Consider the following 17,035-nt stretch of genomic DNA (forward strand, 5'->3'; position numbering starts at 1 on the left):
ATTTATTAAAAGAGTTATTCCGAAAACAAATCCTGAAGTATTGCCTATCAAAATAATCCTATTTTCAGGCATCCTTCTTAAACCAGATTCATTATACTAGACAATAAAAGAAAAAACTAGAGGCAAAGTACCCTCTGCCTCTAGAAAACAACTTTTCTTTATTTGCATTTTGCCAGCAGCTTTTCCCACTGTTTGTCGACATACTGCTGCGTTTCCTCAATCATCCATTCATTGCCCTTTTCAAACAGGTGCTTGAATCGACCCTGTTTCTTTAAAAATTCTTCTACGGGAAGTTTCTTGCTCGGTTCATAGGTCAACCGCCATACGCCCTCTTCAATTTCATAAAGAGGCCAAACGCAAGTATCCACCGCCAGCTTGCATATTTCAGCCAGGTCTTCCGTTTCATACCGCCACCCTCTAGGGCATGGAGATAAGATATTTAAAAAGCAAGGGCCTTCTGTATAAATTGCTTTCTGTGCCTTTTGATGCAGATCTTTAAAGCTGCCGATAAAAGTGGTTTGTGCCGCATATGGTACGTTATGAGCGGCAATAATTTCCGTCAAATTCTTTTTATTTTGAATTTTGCCCGGCATCACGTCACCGACAGGCGTTGTTGTCGCATCCGCAAATCTCGGTGTAGAGGAGGAACGCTGAATGCCGGTGTTCATGTACGCTTCGTTGTCATAGCATACATACACCATGTCATGACCTCTTTCCATGGCACCCGAAAGGGATTGCAAACCAATATCGTACGTTCCGCCGTCTCCGCCAAAGGCTATAAACTTAAAATTATCGTTGATTTTACCTCTTTTCTTGAGGGCACGATAAGCCGCTTCCACACCGCCGCAAGTCGCGCCTGCATTTTCAAAAGCACTATGAATGTAGCTGTCTTCATACGCAGTGTATGGATATAAATAAGTAGATACTTCCAGACAGCTCGTCGCATTGGTCACAACGACTTTATCCTCCGGTTCTACCGCTCGAAGCACTCCTCTTACGGCAATAGATGCACCACATCCGGCACATAACCGGTGACCGCCGGCCAAACGTTCCGGCTTTTCCATTTCCTTTTTAAAATTATAGGACATTATGCCTGCACCTCCTGCTCTCTTTGTCCGATATGCCGATACACTTCTCCGGTTTCACCTGTGCGGGCAATCTCAAATAGTTCACTGTATATGTATTCAAAATCAACAGTCGTGATATCACGACCACCCAGTCCGTATACATAATTAATCGTTTTCGGTCGGTTCACAAGGTCATATAAAGCAGAGCGTGTTTCCGCAAACAGCGGTCCGCCTGCGGCTGAAAAGCTTTCCGCCTTATCCATCACCGCTACTACTTTTACATGGGCTAATGCCTGTGCCAGTTCTTCCATCGGAAAGGGCCGGAATACACGAATTTTAATCAAACCAACCTTCTTTCCTTCTATTCTCATCTTATTAACTGCTGCTTTGCAAGTTCCGGCACTTGATCCGATGATGACGATTGCCGCTTCCGCATCCTCCATCCTGTACTCCTCAAATAAACCATATTTCCTGCCAGTTAACTTTTCAAATTCAGCGGCGACCTCTAAAATTACCTTTTTGGCTTTTTTCATGGCATCGGCTTGCTGCATTTTAAATTCCATATAATAAGCGGATATTCCGTAAGGGCCCACCGCCATCGGATTTTCTTTCTTTAATAAGTAATTGTCCGGATTATATTCCCCTACAAACGCCTGTACTTTTTCATCTTCCAGAAGCTCCATATTTTCAACTGCATGACTGGTAATGAAACCATCCTGACAAACCATGACCGGAAGCCGTATGTCTTTATGTTCACCGATCGGCATGGCCTGAATGAAATTATCGTACGCCTCCTGATTCGTCTCAGAGTAAATCTGAATCCATCCGGCATCTCTTGCTCCCATTGAATCAGAATGGTCATTATTAATATTAATCGGCCCGGATAGTGCTCGATTTACGAGAGCCATCGTAACGGGCAGTCTGCAAGAGGACGCCACATAAAGCAATTCCCACATTAAAGCCATACCGCAAGAAGAAGTGGCGGTGACAGCTCTGGCACCTGCCGCCTGTGCAGCGATGCAAGTGGACATGGCGCTATGCTCTGATTCCACGGCAACAAACTCGGTATCCACTAATCCGTCTGCTACATAAGAAGAAAAATACTGAGGAATCTCCGTAGAAGGAGTAATCGGAAACGCACCCATTACATCCGGGTTGATTTGCTTCATAGCAATCGCTACCGCTTCGTTGCCGGAAAGTCTGTCTCTGATGCTCATTATTTGTCCTCCTTTATAAACTCGATTGCCTCGAAAGGACATACCTTATAGCAAATCCCACAGCCTTTGCAATGCATTAAATCCAGCTCTCCGCGCTTCCCGTCTTTCACAGGAATGGAACTGTCCGGACAATAGGGAACGCAAATTAGACAGTGCTTACATCTTTCATCCAAGAAAATGGGGACCATCGTTCTCCAATCCCCCGTATTGACCAGTTTTGAAGTAGCCGGTTCATATATCTCAGCACCCGGCGCCAATTCCTGCCAAGGTGTACGTTCATTAATCTCTGCTGCCTTCTTCATTAGCCTACCTTTACCTCCTCCATGGACATCTTTAAAGCTGCCATATTTCCTTCTACTACATGTGGTTTATTGGCAAATTTATGTCGCAAGGAGTTTTCCATATCACGAATAAATTGATCTTGCTCTACCACTTTGCTGACTTTTACTGCTGCTGCAAGCATTGGTGTATTGGGAAAATTTTTCCCTAACGTCTCTTCAGAAATTCTTCTGGCATCAATGGAATATACTTTGCCTTTATAATCACCTAGCAGTTTACGAAGTTCATCCGGTCCTTTTTCGCTGTTTACAATAATTGCACCATCTTCTTTTAATCCATTGGTTACGTCTACACTCGCAAGTAAGGTCTCATCTACTACGATCACATAGTCCGGTGTATATATATTAGAATGTACCGTGCATCTTTCACTGGTAATACGATTGTAAGCAGTGATAGGTGCTCCCATTCTTTCAGGGCCGTATTCAGGGAATCCCTGTACATGTTTTCCTGAATGAAAGGCCACATCTGCAAGCAGCAGGCAAGCTGTTTTTGCCCCCTGTCCTCCACGACCATGCCAACGAATTTCAACAGTATTTTTTTCCACTTTAACCCTCCATTTCTTGCGTTTTACTATAGTTGATTGGTTTTTATAAACGGAAGAATTCCGCTCCAGTTGAACTGAAAAATTGCGCTCTAGCTAAAGCCAGGCAATTTCTGTATGACACCTTCCAAACATTTTCTTTGAAAATGAGGATAGGTGCGCAACCTGGGGAATTCCCGTATAGCACCTGCCAGACCTTTGCTTGCGCAAATGAGGTTAGGTGCGTAAAAAAAGGCTTTCATCCTTGTAACAGGACGAAAGCCAGAAGCATTTCGCTATACCACCCAATACAACATACTATCATACGCGTTCCCTATCACGGGGGAAAACCGTCAAAGCTTACTTTCAAAAGATTTCGGCCTGCAACTCGGGAGTGATATTCGATTATTTTCTTACTCGTGTCAAGCTTGCACCCTCCTTGACTCGCTGCACCTTTCAAAAAACATCTACTGTCTCCGTCTCAGTCTTTTAGCTATATTAAATTACCGCTGTTTTTCAGCATAATAGAATTTTAGCTTAATACCATCTAACTGTCAACTATTTTTATACTTTTTTACAAAAAAAATTTATTTATTTTGTGTTAATATCCAAAATAAATTGTATTCCTTCTTAATCTTTTAATTCTATACATTGTTTCTAATTACAAGATTATTTTATCATAGAGTTATTCTCTTATATTGAAGAGTTCCTGATGACATGTCGATCAAGAAAATCCCTTTCGGTTCTAATATCTGACCGTCAAAAATGCCCTGCAATTTTGTTATATCATTTGTTCTCAAGTAAATTGCATACGCGCAGGATTTAACAAGTTCCGGCGGAGCCTTTTTAACGGTACATCTTATCCCTAGCTCAACTATTTTCTCTTGTGCATATTTTGCCTTGTAAAAAGAAGAAAAGGTAATGAGATATTCATTTATCATTTAGTGCGCCTCCCATCCTATGAGATTGCAATGTGGTATGATTATATAATATGCGAGGCACACACTATCTGCTATTATTGATTGGCTTAATGTCACCGTTAAAAAAATCAAACAGATTGCACAAGAAATATCAACCAAATTTCACGTAAGACTTACTGGGCTCTTGCAGAACCGGCACTATAAGAATTTCGCATGAAAAAGAGAGGCGGTTGCAATGCACTGCCTCTCTTGATTTTCTTGTATATTGATTCATAGCTCGAAGTACAGTATCTAATGAATTTACCATTGGATTCCTCTAAACTTATTCCTTCTCTGTATTAATCATGCTTTTTGTAATTCTCTGATATAAATCCACCAGTGTTGCTTCTTTTGAAGATTCTTCTGCTATCAGAGGATATCTGCCTATTTCTTTTTTGTTTTGATAAGCAACAATTTCTCCTAACTTAGCGCCCTTCTTTATTGGGGCTTTTATCTTGTTATCTTGTTCTACTTCAAAGGTAACGGAATCTTTTTCACCTTTCTTTACTAAAATGGAAATATCGCTGCCGGCTACAGCATTAATATAGTTCGGCTGACCTTTTTGAATCTCAACCAATCCATGCGGCTCCCCTTTTTCCGCTAATTTTACCGTCTCATACGTAGCAAATCCATAGTCCAAAAGCTTTGCAGCTTCAGCAAATCGAATCTTTGAAGACGGACAACCCAGAACAACGGCTATAAGAGTCATATCGTCTCTCGTTGCAGAACCGGACAAACAATAACCTGCCTCTTGAGTAAATCCTGTTTTTATTCCATTGGCACCGGAATATTGCTTGATTAGTCTATTTGTATTAGTCAATCCAAATTCCTTCTGTTTACCCGGTAATCCCACGGTCAGCGTATCCTGCCAATTGGTAAACCATTCATGTGTTTTCTTATGTTTAATCAGTTCACTTGACATAATAGCTATATCATGTGCGCTTGTATAGTGGTCTGCGACAGGCAATCCGTTGGTATTAACAAAATGCGTATTTTCCATACCAAGCTCTCTTGCTCTTGCATTCATATTCTCAACGAAAATTTCTACACTGCCGGACAAATACTCTGCCACTGCAACACAGGCATCATTTGCGGAAACCATGGAGATCCCTTCCATCAATTCTTCTAAAGAATGCTGCTCACCCGGTTCCATATACATTTGAGAACCTCCCATGGATGCTGCACGTTCAGAGATTGTGATCATGTCGGAGCAAGAGACCCTACCTTGATCGATAGCCTCCATAGCCAGAAGCATGGTCATAACTTTTGTAACAGAAGCAGGCGGCAAAGGATCATCTCCGTTTTGCGAAAATAGAATCGTACCGCTGTCAGCATCCATGAGAACAGCGGATTTTGCGTCCACAGTCATTCCGCTTGGATTAATATCGCCGCTTTTCGATGCTGCATTATTGCTATTATCTTGATTCTGCGAAGGTTGTTCCGTCTTCGCAGTCGTCACACTTTCACTTGCTGCCTTGTCTCTCACGCTATCAACAGCAGCCATGGCCGGTGTTTCGGATAAATTGATCGAACGCTCCTCCGGGATGAAAGAGCTAATACCCATAAATCCGCCTCCTACCACCAAAACTGCCACCATCGCTATCGATAGAAATCTTACGATAGGAAGCTTATATTGACTTTTCGCCACAATGGCTGTTTTTTTCCATCTGGTTAGTCTTTTTTTTATTTTATTCTTATTACCACTTCTATTAAAAATACTCATAATTCCCCTCCCCGTCCCTCAGCTGCTGCTTTAGCTAAGCAGCTACAGGTATGCTATTATTATGATATTTTTAATGGTGGGTTAATATTCACACAATCTTAGCCAAGCGCAGAAAAATAGTGATAATATAAATACAAAAATTGCGCTTCAATGACACTATGATGAACTTCCGTGTTTTCCACCATGATATGAATATCCGGTACATAATCGAAAAGCTCATCTCCATGCAACGTTTTAAATTCATGATAAAGCAGGCAGTCATCAATTTCTTTTACCAATTTTTCTTCCGCCGGCGTCAGCGCAGGAAGCTTCAACGCCTTTAAAATGGTGTTTTGCAAATTTTTTTCATAAACCACATAATCGGAAAGCTGTCTCTTTAAAGGACTAATTACATCTCCAATATAGGCTTCCGATGCGTCATGCATCAGACAAGCCAATTGAACTTCCTTCGAATAACCCCTAGCCTCTGCCTCTTTTGCACAATTGATACTATGTTGTGCGATGGAATAAAAGAGGTTAAAATGTCCGTTCGCTCTGCAAATCAATGACAGGGCATGAGCAATATCCTCTATAAAAATGTCTCCTATTTTCGCTTTCGTAGGGTTAAACCGTTTACCGCTAATGGTTGAAAGATTATGTTTATCTATCATTATTGATTCGTTTCTCCTTATTTTCAAATAAAAAAAGTGGAAATGACGGAATCAAAGATTCCTATTTCCACATGTCGCCTCAAGGGCGACAACGGTTAAGGTGCTTTCTTTGATATTCCGTCAATATCGCTGAAGCGATATTTCCTACATAATAAAAAAGTCCTCTTCGAGGAATCTTTACCTTCAAAATGTTTCTTAATCCATTTGCCTATTATAGCACTTTTTGCTTGTTCCTGCTATGAAGATTTTCGTTTGACCAGCTTTACCTTTTAAAAAAAGAAGCGGAAGTTAAACCGCTTCTTTTTTATAGTTTAGAAAATCATCAACAATAGATTTATCCCTGATTTTTCAGAATATGTTCCACCGTATATCCGCGCTCATTTAGTTGTTTTTCAATCTGATCGGTGTTAATTGTATTCGTACGAATGACTACATCACTCTTTCCATTGGAGCCTCTATACACTGCAATACGAGTAATATTGGAGTCAAAAGATCGGAAGATTTCAGCAATATCTGCAAGGGCACCTGGTGCATCTGCAGCTTGAATGGTAATTCTGCTTCCTACTTCTTTAAATCCTAGCAGGTCAATAAAAGAATCAAAAATATCGCTCTCGGTGATAATACCGACAATCCGATTATCTTTAACCACTGCCAATGAACTGATCCTGTTTTCACGCATGAGTACAGCGGCCTCTTCTAAGAGGGCATCCGGAGATACGGTGATTGCATTTTTCGTCATGGCATCCTTTACCAGCGTTTTAGATAACAAGTAATTTAGTTCATAAATGCTTAAAGTAGTGGCTTTTGTCGGCGACACTTTCTGAATATCGCTGTGAGTGAGCATCCCAACAACTTTCTCCCCGTCAACAACTGGGACTCTTTTTAGGTTCTTTTCACGCATCAGTTCAATGACTTCCGTAATCGGTGCATTATACGCGATGGTGTATGGATTTGCGGTCATTTTGCTTTTTACATACATACTATTCCCCTCCTAAATAAGCTTTTTGAATTTCATTGCTCTTAGCCAGCTCTTCACCGGTTCCGCTTAATACAATAGAACCGGTTTCGACAACATAGGCTCTATGGGCAATAGACAGTGCCATACTGGCATTCTGCTCTACAAGCAAAACCGTAGTTCCTGTACTATTGATATCTTTTATAATTTCAAAAATTTCTCGAACTAATAGTGGGGCAAGACCCATAGAAGGTTCATCCAGTAAAAGAATTCTCGGTCTTGACATCAATGCTCGACCCATTGCAAGCATCTGCTGTTCTCCTCCGGAGAGGGTTCCAGCCATCTGTTTTTTACGTTTCCCTAAAATAGGAAAACGTTTATAGATGTTTTCAATATCTTTTTTTATCTCCGCTTTATCATTTCTTAAAAAAGCGCCTAATTCTAAATTTTCCAGTACACTCATTTGAGGGAAAATTCTTCTGCCCTCCGGTACTTGAGAAATACCCATTACTACCCTTTCAGGCGCAGTGAGTTTGGTGATATCTTTTCCTTCCAGCAGAATTTCCCCGCTGGTTGCTTTATTTAAACCTGAAATCGTACGCAATGTAGTTGTTTTTCCGGCGCCGTTTGCACCGATAAGTGTAACAATTTCGCCAGCGTTTACCGTTAATGAAACATCCTTCAGGGCATGTATTACGCCATAATGTACATTAAGATTTTTTATCTCAAGCATTGTTTACATCCTCCCCTAAGTACGCCTCAATAACTTTTTTATTGGCTCTGATTTCTTCCGGTCTTCCGGAAGCAATCATCATACCGTAATCCAATACATAAATGCGTTCACAGATTTTCATAACCAAGGACATATCATGCTCAATCAAAAGAATAGCGATATTAAATTCCTTACGAATCCATTCGATGGTTTGCGTCAGTGCAGCGGTTTCATTCGGGTTCATACCGGCTGCCGGTTCATCGAGCAGCAGCAAAGATGGCTTTGTAGCCAACGCTCTCACAATTTCTAAGTGGCGCTGCTCTCCATAAGGTAAATTTTTAGCCAGTTCATTTTTTTTATGCGATAAATGAAAAATATCCAGTAATTTTTCTGCTTCCACAACGATTTCATCCTCTTCGCTATGAAATTTATCCAAATGCAAGAACGCAGAAGCAAGTCCATATTTCACATTTTGGTGCATGGCAATACGGACATTATCTAATACGGTTAAATCTTTAAATAATCGAATGTTTTGGAACGTTCTGGCAAAACCTGCTTTTGTTACATTGTATGCCTTTAGTCCTCCGATTTCTTTAATTTGTCCGTCAATATCTGCTTTGATTGTTCCTGATGTCGGTACATACACTCCGGTTAGAAGATTGAATAAGGTGGTTTTTCCTGCTCCATTCGGGCCGATAAGTCCTACCAATTCTCCTTTTTCGATATGCATACTTACATTGGATACCGCTGTAAGACCGCCAAAGGACTTTGTTAATTTGTCAACTGTAAGTAATGACATTATTGGCTCCTCCTTTACCCTATTTTATTTTTTTTGCCGAATTTGAAAAGATCATTGATCTCTTTTGTCCCCATGATACCTTGTGGTCTAAAGATCATAATCAAAACCAAAAGCAATGCATAAACAATCATACGTACCGCAGTAAATGACTGTAAGAAAGTCGTTAAAACAGCAAGTGCTATGGCGGCAATCACCGAACCGGTAATGCTTCCCATGCCTCCTAATACAACGATTACTAAGATGTCAATCGACTTCAGGAAACCAAATAGGTCGGGCTTTAAGAAATAGAAGTAAGAGGAATAAAGGGCACCTGCCACTCCTGCAAAAAAAGCACCGATAGCAAAAGCCATAACCTTATATTTTGTTGTGTTGATACCCATCGATTCTGCGGCAATTTCGTCTTCTCGAATGGAAATGCATGCACGTCCATGAGAGGATTTAATAAAGTTATTGATTAATACAATCGTCACAACCATAAAGAAGTATAACCATAGCCAGTTTGTAAATCTCGGAATACCATTTAATCCGGCTGCTCCATTGGTAATGTCTAAATTTAGGAAAACAACACGAATGATTTCAGCCATGCCCAATGTAGCAATAGCCAAGTAGTCTCCTTTTAATCGAAGCGTTGGAATGCCGATTAAAATACCGACAATAGCAGCTGCTACAGCACCTGCCAGTACGCCAAGCAAAAATCCTGCAGTTGAATTCATCTGCATATTGATGATGGCACAAACATAGGCACCAATGGACATAAATCCTGCATGCCCTAGCGAAAATTGCCCGGTAAAACCGGTTACTAGGTTTAAACTTACGGCTAAAATGATATTAATACAAATTAATGCAATCGTAATTTCATAAAAACTGTTTAAAATACCTACGGACAGCAAGCCCTGTACAATAGCAAAGGTCAATAAAATCGCACCTAGAATGAGTAGATTCTTTTTTGTTAATGATCTCATTTATTACACCTTCTCTCTTGTATTTTTGCCAAGAAGCCCTGCTGGTTTTAGAATCAAAATAATAATTAAGAACGCAAATACTGCTGCATCTCGATACATTGAATTACCGTAACCAGAAACAAGGGTTTCCATAACGCCAATGGAAAGTCCGCCGATCATTGCACCCGGAATACTTCCAATGCCGCCGAATACCGCTGCGACAAAGGCTTTTAATCCCGGCATAATTCCCATAAGAGGGTCGATTGAATTGTAATATATTCCTACTAAAACACCTGCTGCACCTGCAAAAGCAGAACCGATTGCAAAGGTAAATGAAATCGTTTTATCTACCTTAATGCCCATTAACTGAGCTGCATCCTGGTCGATGGATACCGCACGCATGGCTTTGCCTGTCTTAGTTTTATGTACAATAAATTGAAGTAATATCATTAGAGCAACGGCAGTTAAAACGATATAAATCTGCTGCATGTTGATAATAACACCACCTAAATGGAATTTTTGATCCGACAATAATTTCGGATAGGAACGAACCTCTGCTCCCACGAAGAACATCATTACATATTCCAAAAGTAAGGACACACCGATAGCGGTAATAAGTACGGCTATTCTAGAAGAAAGTCGAAGCGGCTTATACGCTATCTTTTCAATCACAACCCCTAAAAATGCACAAGCTAACATGGATATAATAAGTGCTGGTAAAAACCCTAGATTCGCATAAGTAGTAGCTGCAAATCCTATATATGCACCTATCATATACACGTCTCCATGCGCAAAGTTGATAAGTTTAATAATTCCGTAAACCATTGTATATCCTAAGGCAATCAATGCGTAAATACTGCCTAAAGAAATACCATTTACCATCTGTTGTAAAAATTGATCCAAGGTTTGCACCTCCAAAAAAACTTAATGCACTAAACAACAATTAAGTTAGAGCAGAAAAATACTCTAACTTAACTATTATATCTTATACCAATTAAAAAATCAAACAAATATAAATCACAGCGTTGATTTAATTTGAATGGAAAGAAGTGCCTCGCCGTACATGTCCGCCAATAAAAGCTTGTCCATTTCCGACTGGGCACTTGATCTAACTACGTTAGAAATTTTTTTGTCATAATCCTCGATACCTATACAGGTTATGAGTTTTGACTAATGTAAACGGTCACGCCTATTTAGGATCTACCTTAACACTTGTTGACTGAACACCATCTTTTAGTCCGATTACTACGATCGACTTAATTGGGTTATGATCCTTACCCATGCTGAAAGAACCAGTTACACCCGCAAAGTTTTCTGTAGAAGCAAGGGCTTCCTTGATTGCTGTAGGGTCCGTTGATCCAGCACGCTGAATAGAATCTGCAATATATTTTCCAAGGTCATATCCAAGTGCGTTGAATGCATTTGGTTCTTCACCGTACTTTTCCTTATACGCTTTAATAAAGTTCTGAACCATTGGATCCTGATCAAGTGAAGAATAATGGTTGGAGAAGTATACATTGTTTAAAGCGGAAGTTCCTGCAAGTTCAAGAAGAACCGGAGAGTCAAATCCGTCTGCACCTAAGATAGGAGCATCAATGCCAAGTTCACGAGCCTGTTTGATTACAAGTCCAGCTTCCTGATAGTATCCTGGAAGGAAGATTACGTCAAAATCTTTGCCCTTAATGCTAGTAAGAATGGAGTTGAAGTCCTTATCCTTTGTTACATAGCCTACCTTAGCAACGATTGTTCCACCGGCAGCTTCAAATGTCTTCACAAAGTTCTTAGCAAGACCTTCGGCATAGTCACTAGACTTATCCTGAATGATAACAGCCTTCTTTGCCTCTAGATTGTTAGAAGCGAAGTTTGCCATTGTAACTCCCTGGAAAGAGTCATTGAAGCAAAGACGGAACACATAATCATTTACCGTTCCGTTTTTATCTGTCGTAACGCCTTCATCTGCAGTTGCAGAAGCGGAAATGATAGGAACCTTATTTCCCATTGCAACCGGAATGGTTGCCATAAAGTTTCCTGATGTTGCAGGTCCAAGACAAGCTACAACACCTTCTTGTGTCATCAGTCTGGTAGCTAAGGAAGTAGCTTCAGCTGCATCGGACTTATTATCAACCTTTACCGGAACGATTTTCATTCCGTCGATACCACCGGCTGCATTGATTTCATCAAAAGCCATCATAATACCTTTTGCGGAAGCTTCACCATAGGAAGCTACGCCTCCTGTTAATTCATAGTTAAGACCGATCTTGACTTCCTTCGCATCAGTATCACTGCCTTCCGTAGCTTTGCTGCCGCAACCAGTGAATAATCCGGCTACTAAGACAAAGACTAGCGATAAAATAAGAGAACATTTTTTCATCTTTTGTACACCACCTTGATTTAATTTAAAATAACTTAAATACTATATTATGTTTTTTTTAAATAATGTGCAACATTTTTTTTAATTAACCAATGTTTTTTTTATTTTTTTGTATAGTCACACAAAAAACACTCTGGTTCATAAAGATTAATAGTTACTTTCAAATAATTGACTATTCTATAGGTTCGACTACTATGCTTTGTGCAGGGACACCATTTTCTAATTTGATCACATAAATCTGCTTTATCGAATTGTGATCCTCGCCTATGCTAAACATACCGGTTACACCTGGAAAATTCTCTGTTGAAGCCATCGCATTTCTGATCGCCTCCGGATCTCCCGATCCTGCACGCTGAATGGCATCGGCCACAAACCTAGCCGCATCATATCCAAATGCACTGAATGCATTTGGGTCCCTTCCATATTTCTCTCTATAGTCAACAATAAAATCTTGGGTCAATGGATTTTGATCGAGAGGTGAATAACCGCTGGTATAGTAGACATTATTTAAGGCAGATGTCCCGGCCAGCTCAGCTAACATCGGTGAATCGTAAGCATCTCCACCCAAAATCGGTTTTGTAATACCAAGTTCACGAGCCTGTTTAATAAAATCCCCCGCATCTTGATAGTATCCGGGCATATAGATCACATCAAAATCTTCCCGTTTAATTCTGTTAACGATAGGTTCAAAATCTCTACCATTGCCTGTATAATTTATTAAATCTACAATCGTGCCTCCGTTTTCTCTAAAAATTCTCACAAAATTTTGTACAAGATCCTCCGAATAAACGCTGTTTAGATCTCGGAGAATGACAGCATTTTTAGCCTCTAAATTATTGATTGCAAAGTTTGCCATACTCTTTCCCTGTACGGAATCCGTAAAGGTAATGCGAAATACATAGTCATAGGCATCTCCATATCTATCTATAGTAATTGTGTCTGCAGTAGCAGTGGCGGAAACAATAGGAATTTCATTATATACGGCAGCAGGAATGGCCGCTATAAAGTTATTCGATGTAGCCGGTCCAATAACAGCGGCTACCCCTTCTTGTGTCATTAACAGATTTGATAAAAATGCAGATCGAACCGCATCGGATTGATTATCAACTCTAAATGGAACAATTGTTATTCCGCTTAGTTCATCTGCTCGGTTGATCTCTTCAAAAGCCATTAACGCACCCATTGCTTGCTCTATACCATAGGATTCAAGCGGACCAGTCAGTTCTAAATTAAGACCGATTCGTACTTCCTCATCAGATCCATTTATCGTTTGTCTATCTTCCTTAAAACTTTCTATGCAACCCCACAATAAGCCTGCCGCAGCGACGACGATAAATAATATTATAAGAGAATATTTTCTCATGTTCACACCACCAAATTGTTTATTACACGCTCTAATAAAATTTTGAATCTTTGTGATGGAAATAAAATCTTAATAACTGATTTAATAGATTTTTCCAAATAACTGGTTATTGTGTAGACTCTGCTACTATTCTTTGAGTTGGAATACCGTTTTCCAAACCAATTATATAGATCGTCTTAATCGGATTATGTTCTTCGTCCATGCTGAATGTACCGGTCACGCCAGTGAAATTTTCAGTGGACGCCATGGCGTCTCGAATCGCCTGCGGATCGTCTGAACCTGCCCTTTTCATAGCATCCACAATAAAATAGGCACTATCATATCCTCGGGCACTATCCATAAAGGGTTCCACGCCGTATTTTTCTTTATACGCAGCAATAAAGTTTTGAACCTTTGGATCTGGATTTGATCTTAGAAAATCAGTAGTGTAATATACATCATTTAAAACAGATGCCCCTGCTATTTCAAAAAGTTCGGGTGTGTCGTAAGCCTCGCCACCCAAAATCGGTTGTGTTATACCAAGTTCACGAGCCTGTTTAATAAAATTTGCTGCTTCCGAATCATATCCAGGTAAATAAATGATATCAAAGTTTTCTCTTTGAATTCTTCTGAGGTACGGCTCAAAATTTGTCTCATAACTGGTGTAATTTATTAAATCAACAATGTTCCCTCCATTTTCTTTAAATACTTTCATAAAAGTTTGAGCAAGCCCATTTGAATAAATGTTATTAAGCTTTCGAACAACAACTGCATTTTTAGCTCCTAAATTATTTAAAGCAAACTTTACCATCTGATCTGCTTGAGACGAGCTGTTAAAATTAATACGAAACACATAGTCATAAGCATTACCGCTTCTATCAACGGTAATTTCATCAGCAGTAGCAGTAGCCGAAACAGCAGGAATCTTATATCGCATAGCGGCAGGAATTGTTTGAATAAAGTCATCGGATATAGATGGGCCTATCACTGAAACTACCCCTTCTTGAGCTAATATATTTGCTAGAAATGCACTTCTTACCGGATCGGATACATTATCCACTTTCAATGGAACAATTTTTATCCCGTTGAATCCGCCAGCTTGATTAATTTCTTCGAATGCTAATAAAGCACCATTTGCTACTGAAATTCCATAATATTCAAATGTGCCTGTTAATTCTAAATTCATACCAATCTTCACTTCTTCGGCAGAATCATTTACCGCTGCTACATTACTCTTAAAGTTTCCTATTCCCCAAAATAACCCCGCTGCTGCAACAACGATAAACAATATTATAAAAGAATATTTTTTCATATTCACACCACCTAATTTGTTTTATTGTTGAGGTTGAGGTTGAGGTTGTGGTTGTGGTTGTACTTCAACGCTGGTAGTAGGAACTCCATTTACGAGACCTATTACCAAAATTGATTTAATCGGATTATGTTCTGGCCCCATACTGAACGTGCCGGTTACTCCGTTAAAATTTTCAGTAGTCGCGTATGCATCGGTCAGAACTTGAGGATCAAGTGAGCCGGTACGTTCGATTGCATCTGCAATGAAATAGGCTGTATCATAGCCTCGGGCATCGGAAGAGATCGGTTCCGTTCCAAATTTTTTCTTAAAATCTGCAATGAAATTTTGAACCTTAGGATCGGTATTCAGACTCGAAAAGTCCGTTGTCAAATAGACGTTGTTTAAAGCTGAAGGTCCTGCAATCTCCAATAAAACCGGAGTGTCCACCGCGTCTGTAGCAAGAATAGGCTGCGTGATTCCGGCATCCCGAGCTTGTTTGATGATAAGTCCCGCCTCCTGGAAATAAGCCGGCAAGAATATCACATCATACTCTTCTTGTTTAATTTCATTTAACATAGACTCAAAATCTTTATCTCCTTTTTGATAAATTTTACTAGAAGCAATGGTGCCTCCGCCTTCCTCAAAAGCTCTCGTGAAGCTTCTCACAAGGCCTTCGGAATAAACATTATTTTGTTCTTCAATAGTGACCGCTCTTCTGGCACCGAGATTATTTAGAGCAAAGTTCGCCATTGTGGTTCCTTGAAAAGAATCATTAAAAGTCGTACGAAAAACATATGCATAGACGTTTCCGTTTCGATCTACGGTTACTTCATCTGCAGTAGAGTGACTTGCAATCGTAGGAATTCTATTTTCCATGGCCGCAGGAATTGTCTCTATAAAGTTGAAGGAGGTAGAGGGTCCTACAGTAGTAATTGCACCATCTCTTGTTAATAGTCTATTTTGTAGATAAGCCGCTCTAACCGGATCTGATTTATTATCGGTTACAATCAAATTAATTTTCATTCCGTTGATACCGCCAGCTTGGTTAATTTCATCAACAGCCATCGTCATTCCATTCAATGTACCTTCGCCGTAATAAGCAAGCGGGCCTGTCAATTCTAAATTGAGACCAATTTTAGCTTCTGCCTGGGTCGCCTTAATTGTCTCTTTATCTCCTCCACAGCCTGAAAGCAATCCAATTAATAAGACAACGATCAATAATAAAGCAAGAGAATATCTTTTCATGTTTTTTACATCACCTCGATTTTCTGTCAATACTAATTTTATGTTTTCTAAATTATGTGCATTGGCTTTTTCATTTATGTTCAATATTTTCTTTTTATCTCTTATTTATAGTTTATGACAATACAAAACGTCTCCGGTAACGATATTTCCTAGCAGATAAAAAAACTGCTTAATTCTTCTGAATTTAAGCAGTTTTTTTGTGAATCAAAATAATTATATTACAAATGAAATTTCTTTTTCATTTCTCTATACGCTGCATTTCTGTTAAAGGATACAATCCCCGACGTCAATATAATATTGCACGTTATGCAAAGGATGGATGGTATAGCCATTTTTACCAGGTTTAGTGCAATAAGCAGGATGGGAACATATCCTAAAACGTGTACCAAAATGGAATAAATCATATATTCTCTTGGCGTTTTTTTCAAAACGCTGGATAATATAGTCATTAAAATCATTGTCATGCCGCAAGCATAAGGCAGTACGAATTCGATAGACCATCTGTGCCAACCCGTAAAGATATCCCATAGGATGGCAAGTGTGCAAGTAATATATAATTCCCACTGAAGAGTTTTCATTATATTCGCTTTTCTTGGCAGTCCTATGCCGATAATGATCCAGCCGCATAGAATTCCGGCTACTACAAAAATAGACCACCAAGTCCCGGAGAAATCGGCATAATTGATTATTACGCAAATTATCGCTGTAATCGCTGATATCAGCATGGAAATATCCAACAGTGTTTTCATCAAATTTTCATCCACATCAAGTACGGGATAGTTCCTTTGCTTTTGATCTGTTTTTTCTTCCAGTTTGCATTGGCATAACGGACAAACCGTATGAAACCCGGTAATGTGAATTTTACAATGTTTACAGTACAGAATGATCCGCCTCCTTTTCAAGT

General features: G+C 39.6%; 17 protein-coding genes. All 17 read right to left on the reverse strand.

The window, feature by feature from the left end:
* Positions 1–158 precede the first annotated feature (158 nt).
* Positions 159–1,088 carry a thiamine pyrophosphate-dependent enzyme gene (locus JYB65_RS04990; RefSeq protein WP_206581489.1) on the reverse strand — a complete coding sequence of 310 codons (930 nt, stop codon included), beginning with the start codon at positions 1,086–1,088 and terminating at the stop codon, positions 159–161.
* The gene (porA, locus tag JYB65_RS04995) at positions 1,088–2,284 is read right to left on the reverse strand and encodes a pyruvate ferredoxin oxidoreductase (protein WP_206581490.1); all 1,197 of its coding nucleotides are present in this window, start codon (positions 2,282–2,284) and stop codon (positions 1,088–1,090) included. Before porA ends, JYB65_RS04990 begins: the two co-directional genes overlap by 1 nt.
* Positions 2,284–2,586: a 4Fe-4S binding protein gene (locus JYB65_RS05000; protein ID WP_206581491.1), complete on the reverse strand. Its 303-nt coding sequence runs from the start codon at positions 2,584–2,586 to the stop codon at positions 2,284–2,286. The genes porA and JYB65_RS05000 overlap by 1 nt, the downstream gene beginning before the upstream one ends.
* Positions 2,586–3,167, reverse strand: coding sequence for a 2-oxoacid:acceptor oxidoreductase family protein (locus JYB65_RS05005; RefSeq protein ID WP_206581492.1), 582 nt, complete (start codon positions 3,165–3,167; stop codon positions 2,586–2,588). The genes JYB65_RS05000 and JYB65_RS05005 overlap by 1 nt, the downstream gene beginning before the upstream one ends.
* Positions 3,168–3,820: 653 nt before the next feature.
* Positions 3,821–4,084 carry a putative Se/S carrier protein gene (locus JYB65_RS05010; protein ID WP_206581493.1) on the reverse strand — a complete coding sequence of 88 codons (264 nt, stop codon included), beginning with the start codon at positions 4,082–4,084 and terminating at the stop codon, positions 3,821–3,823.
* Positions 4,085–4,385: 301 nt separating this feature from the next.
* The gene (locus JYB65_RS05015) at positions 4,386–5,825 is read right to left on the reverse strand and encodes a D-alanyl-D-alanine carboxypeptidase family protein (RefSeq protein ID WP_206581494.1); all 1,440 of its coding nucleotides are present in this window, start codon (positions 5,823–5,825) and stop codon (positions 4,386–4,388) included.
* A gap of 98 nt (positions 5,826–5,923) precedes the next feature.
* Entirely contained in the window at positions 5,924–6,475 is a 552-nt protein-coding gene (locus JYB65_RS05020; protein WP_206581495.1) for an HD domain-containing protein, read from the reverse strand.
* Between the two features lie 334 nt (positions 6,476–6,809).
* Positions 6,810–7,454 (reverse strand): CBS and ACT domain-containing protein, encoded by a 645-nt coding sequence (locus JYB65_RS05025; protein WP_206581496.1) that lies wholly within the window; start codon positions 7,452–7,454, stop codon positions 6,810–6,812.
* 1 nt (position 7,455) lies between these two features.
* The gene (locus JYB65_RS05030; protein WP_206581497.1) at positions 7,456–8,163 is read right to left on the reverse strand and encodes an ABC transporter ATP-binding protein; all 708 of its coding nucleotides are present in this window, start codon (positions 8,161–8,163) and stop codon (positions 7,456–7,458) included.
* On the reverse strand, positions 8,156–8,941 hold the full coding sequence (locus tag JYB65_RS05035) for an ABC transporter ATP-binding protein (RefSeq protein WP_206581498.1): 786 nt from the start codon (positions 8,939–8,941) through the stop codon (positions 8,156–8,158). Before JYB65_RS05035 ends, JYB65_RS05030 begins: the two co-directional genes overlap by 8 nt.
* A gap of 14 nt (positions 8,942–8,955) precedes the next feature.
* The gene (locus JYB65_RS05040; RefSeq protein WP_206581499.1) at positions 8,956–9,903 is read right to left on the reverse strand and encodes a branched-chain amino acid ABC transporter permease; all 948 of its coding nucleotides are present in this window, start codon (positions 9,901–9,903) and stop codon (positions 8,956–8,958) included.
* Positions 9,904–9,906: 3 nt separating this feature from the next.
* Positions 9,907–10,785: a branched-chain amino acid ABC transporter permease gene (locus JYB65_RS05045; RefSeq protein WP_206581500.1), complete on the reverse strand. Its 879-nt coding sequence runs from the start codon at positions 10,783–10,785 to the stop codon at positions 9,907–9,909.
* A 286-nt stretch (positions 10,786–11,071) separates the two neighbouring features.
* Positions 11,072–12,253 (reverse strand): ABC transporter substrate-binding protein, encoded by a 1,182-nt coding sequence (locus JYB65_RS05050; RefSeq protein WP_206581501.1) that lies wholly within the window; start codon positions 12,251–12,253, stop codon positions 11,072–11,074.
* 172 nt (positions 12,254–12,425) lie between these two features.
* A complete protein-coding gene (locus JYB65_RS05055) occupies positions 12,426–13,616 on the reverse strand; it encodes an ABC transporter substrate-binding protein (protein WP_206581502.1) in 1,191 nt (396 codons plus the stop codon).
* Positions 13,617–13,722: 106 nt separating this feature from the next.
* On the reverse strand, positions 13,723–14,907 hold the full coding sequence (locus JYB65_RS05060) for an ABC transporter substrate-binding protein (protein WP_206581503.1): 1,185 nt from the start codon (positions 14,905–14,907) through the stop codon (positions 13,723–13,725).
* 21 nt (positions 14,908–14,928) lie between these two features.
* The gene (locus JYB65_RS05065) at positions 14,929–16,131 is read right to left on the reverse strand and encodes an ABC transporter substrate-binding protein (protein WP_206581504.1); all 1,203 of its coding nucleotides are present in this window, start codon (positions 16,129–16,131) and stop codon (positions 14,929–14,931) included.
* Positions 16,132–16,349: 218 nt separating this feature from the next.
* Positions 16,350–17,033, reverse strand: coding sequence for a DUF6320 domain-containing protein (locus JYB65_RS05070; protein WP_280634478.1), 684 nt, complete (start codon positions 17,031–17,033; stop codon positions 16,350–16,352).
* Positions 17,034–17,035: the final 2 nt, after the last annotated feature.

It is taken from the genome of Clostridium aminobutyricum (genome assembly GCF_017255415.1).
Classification (GTDB): domain Bacteria; phylum Bacillota; class Clostridia; order Peptostreptococcales; family Anaerovoracaceae; genus Aminipila; species Aminipila aminobutyrica.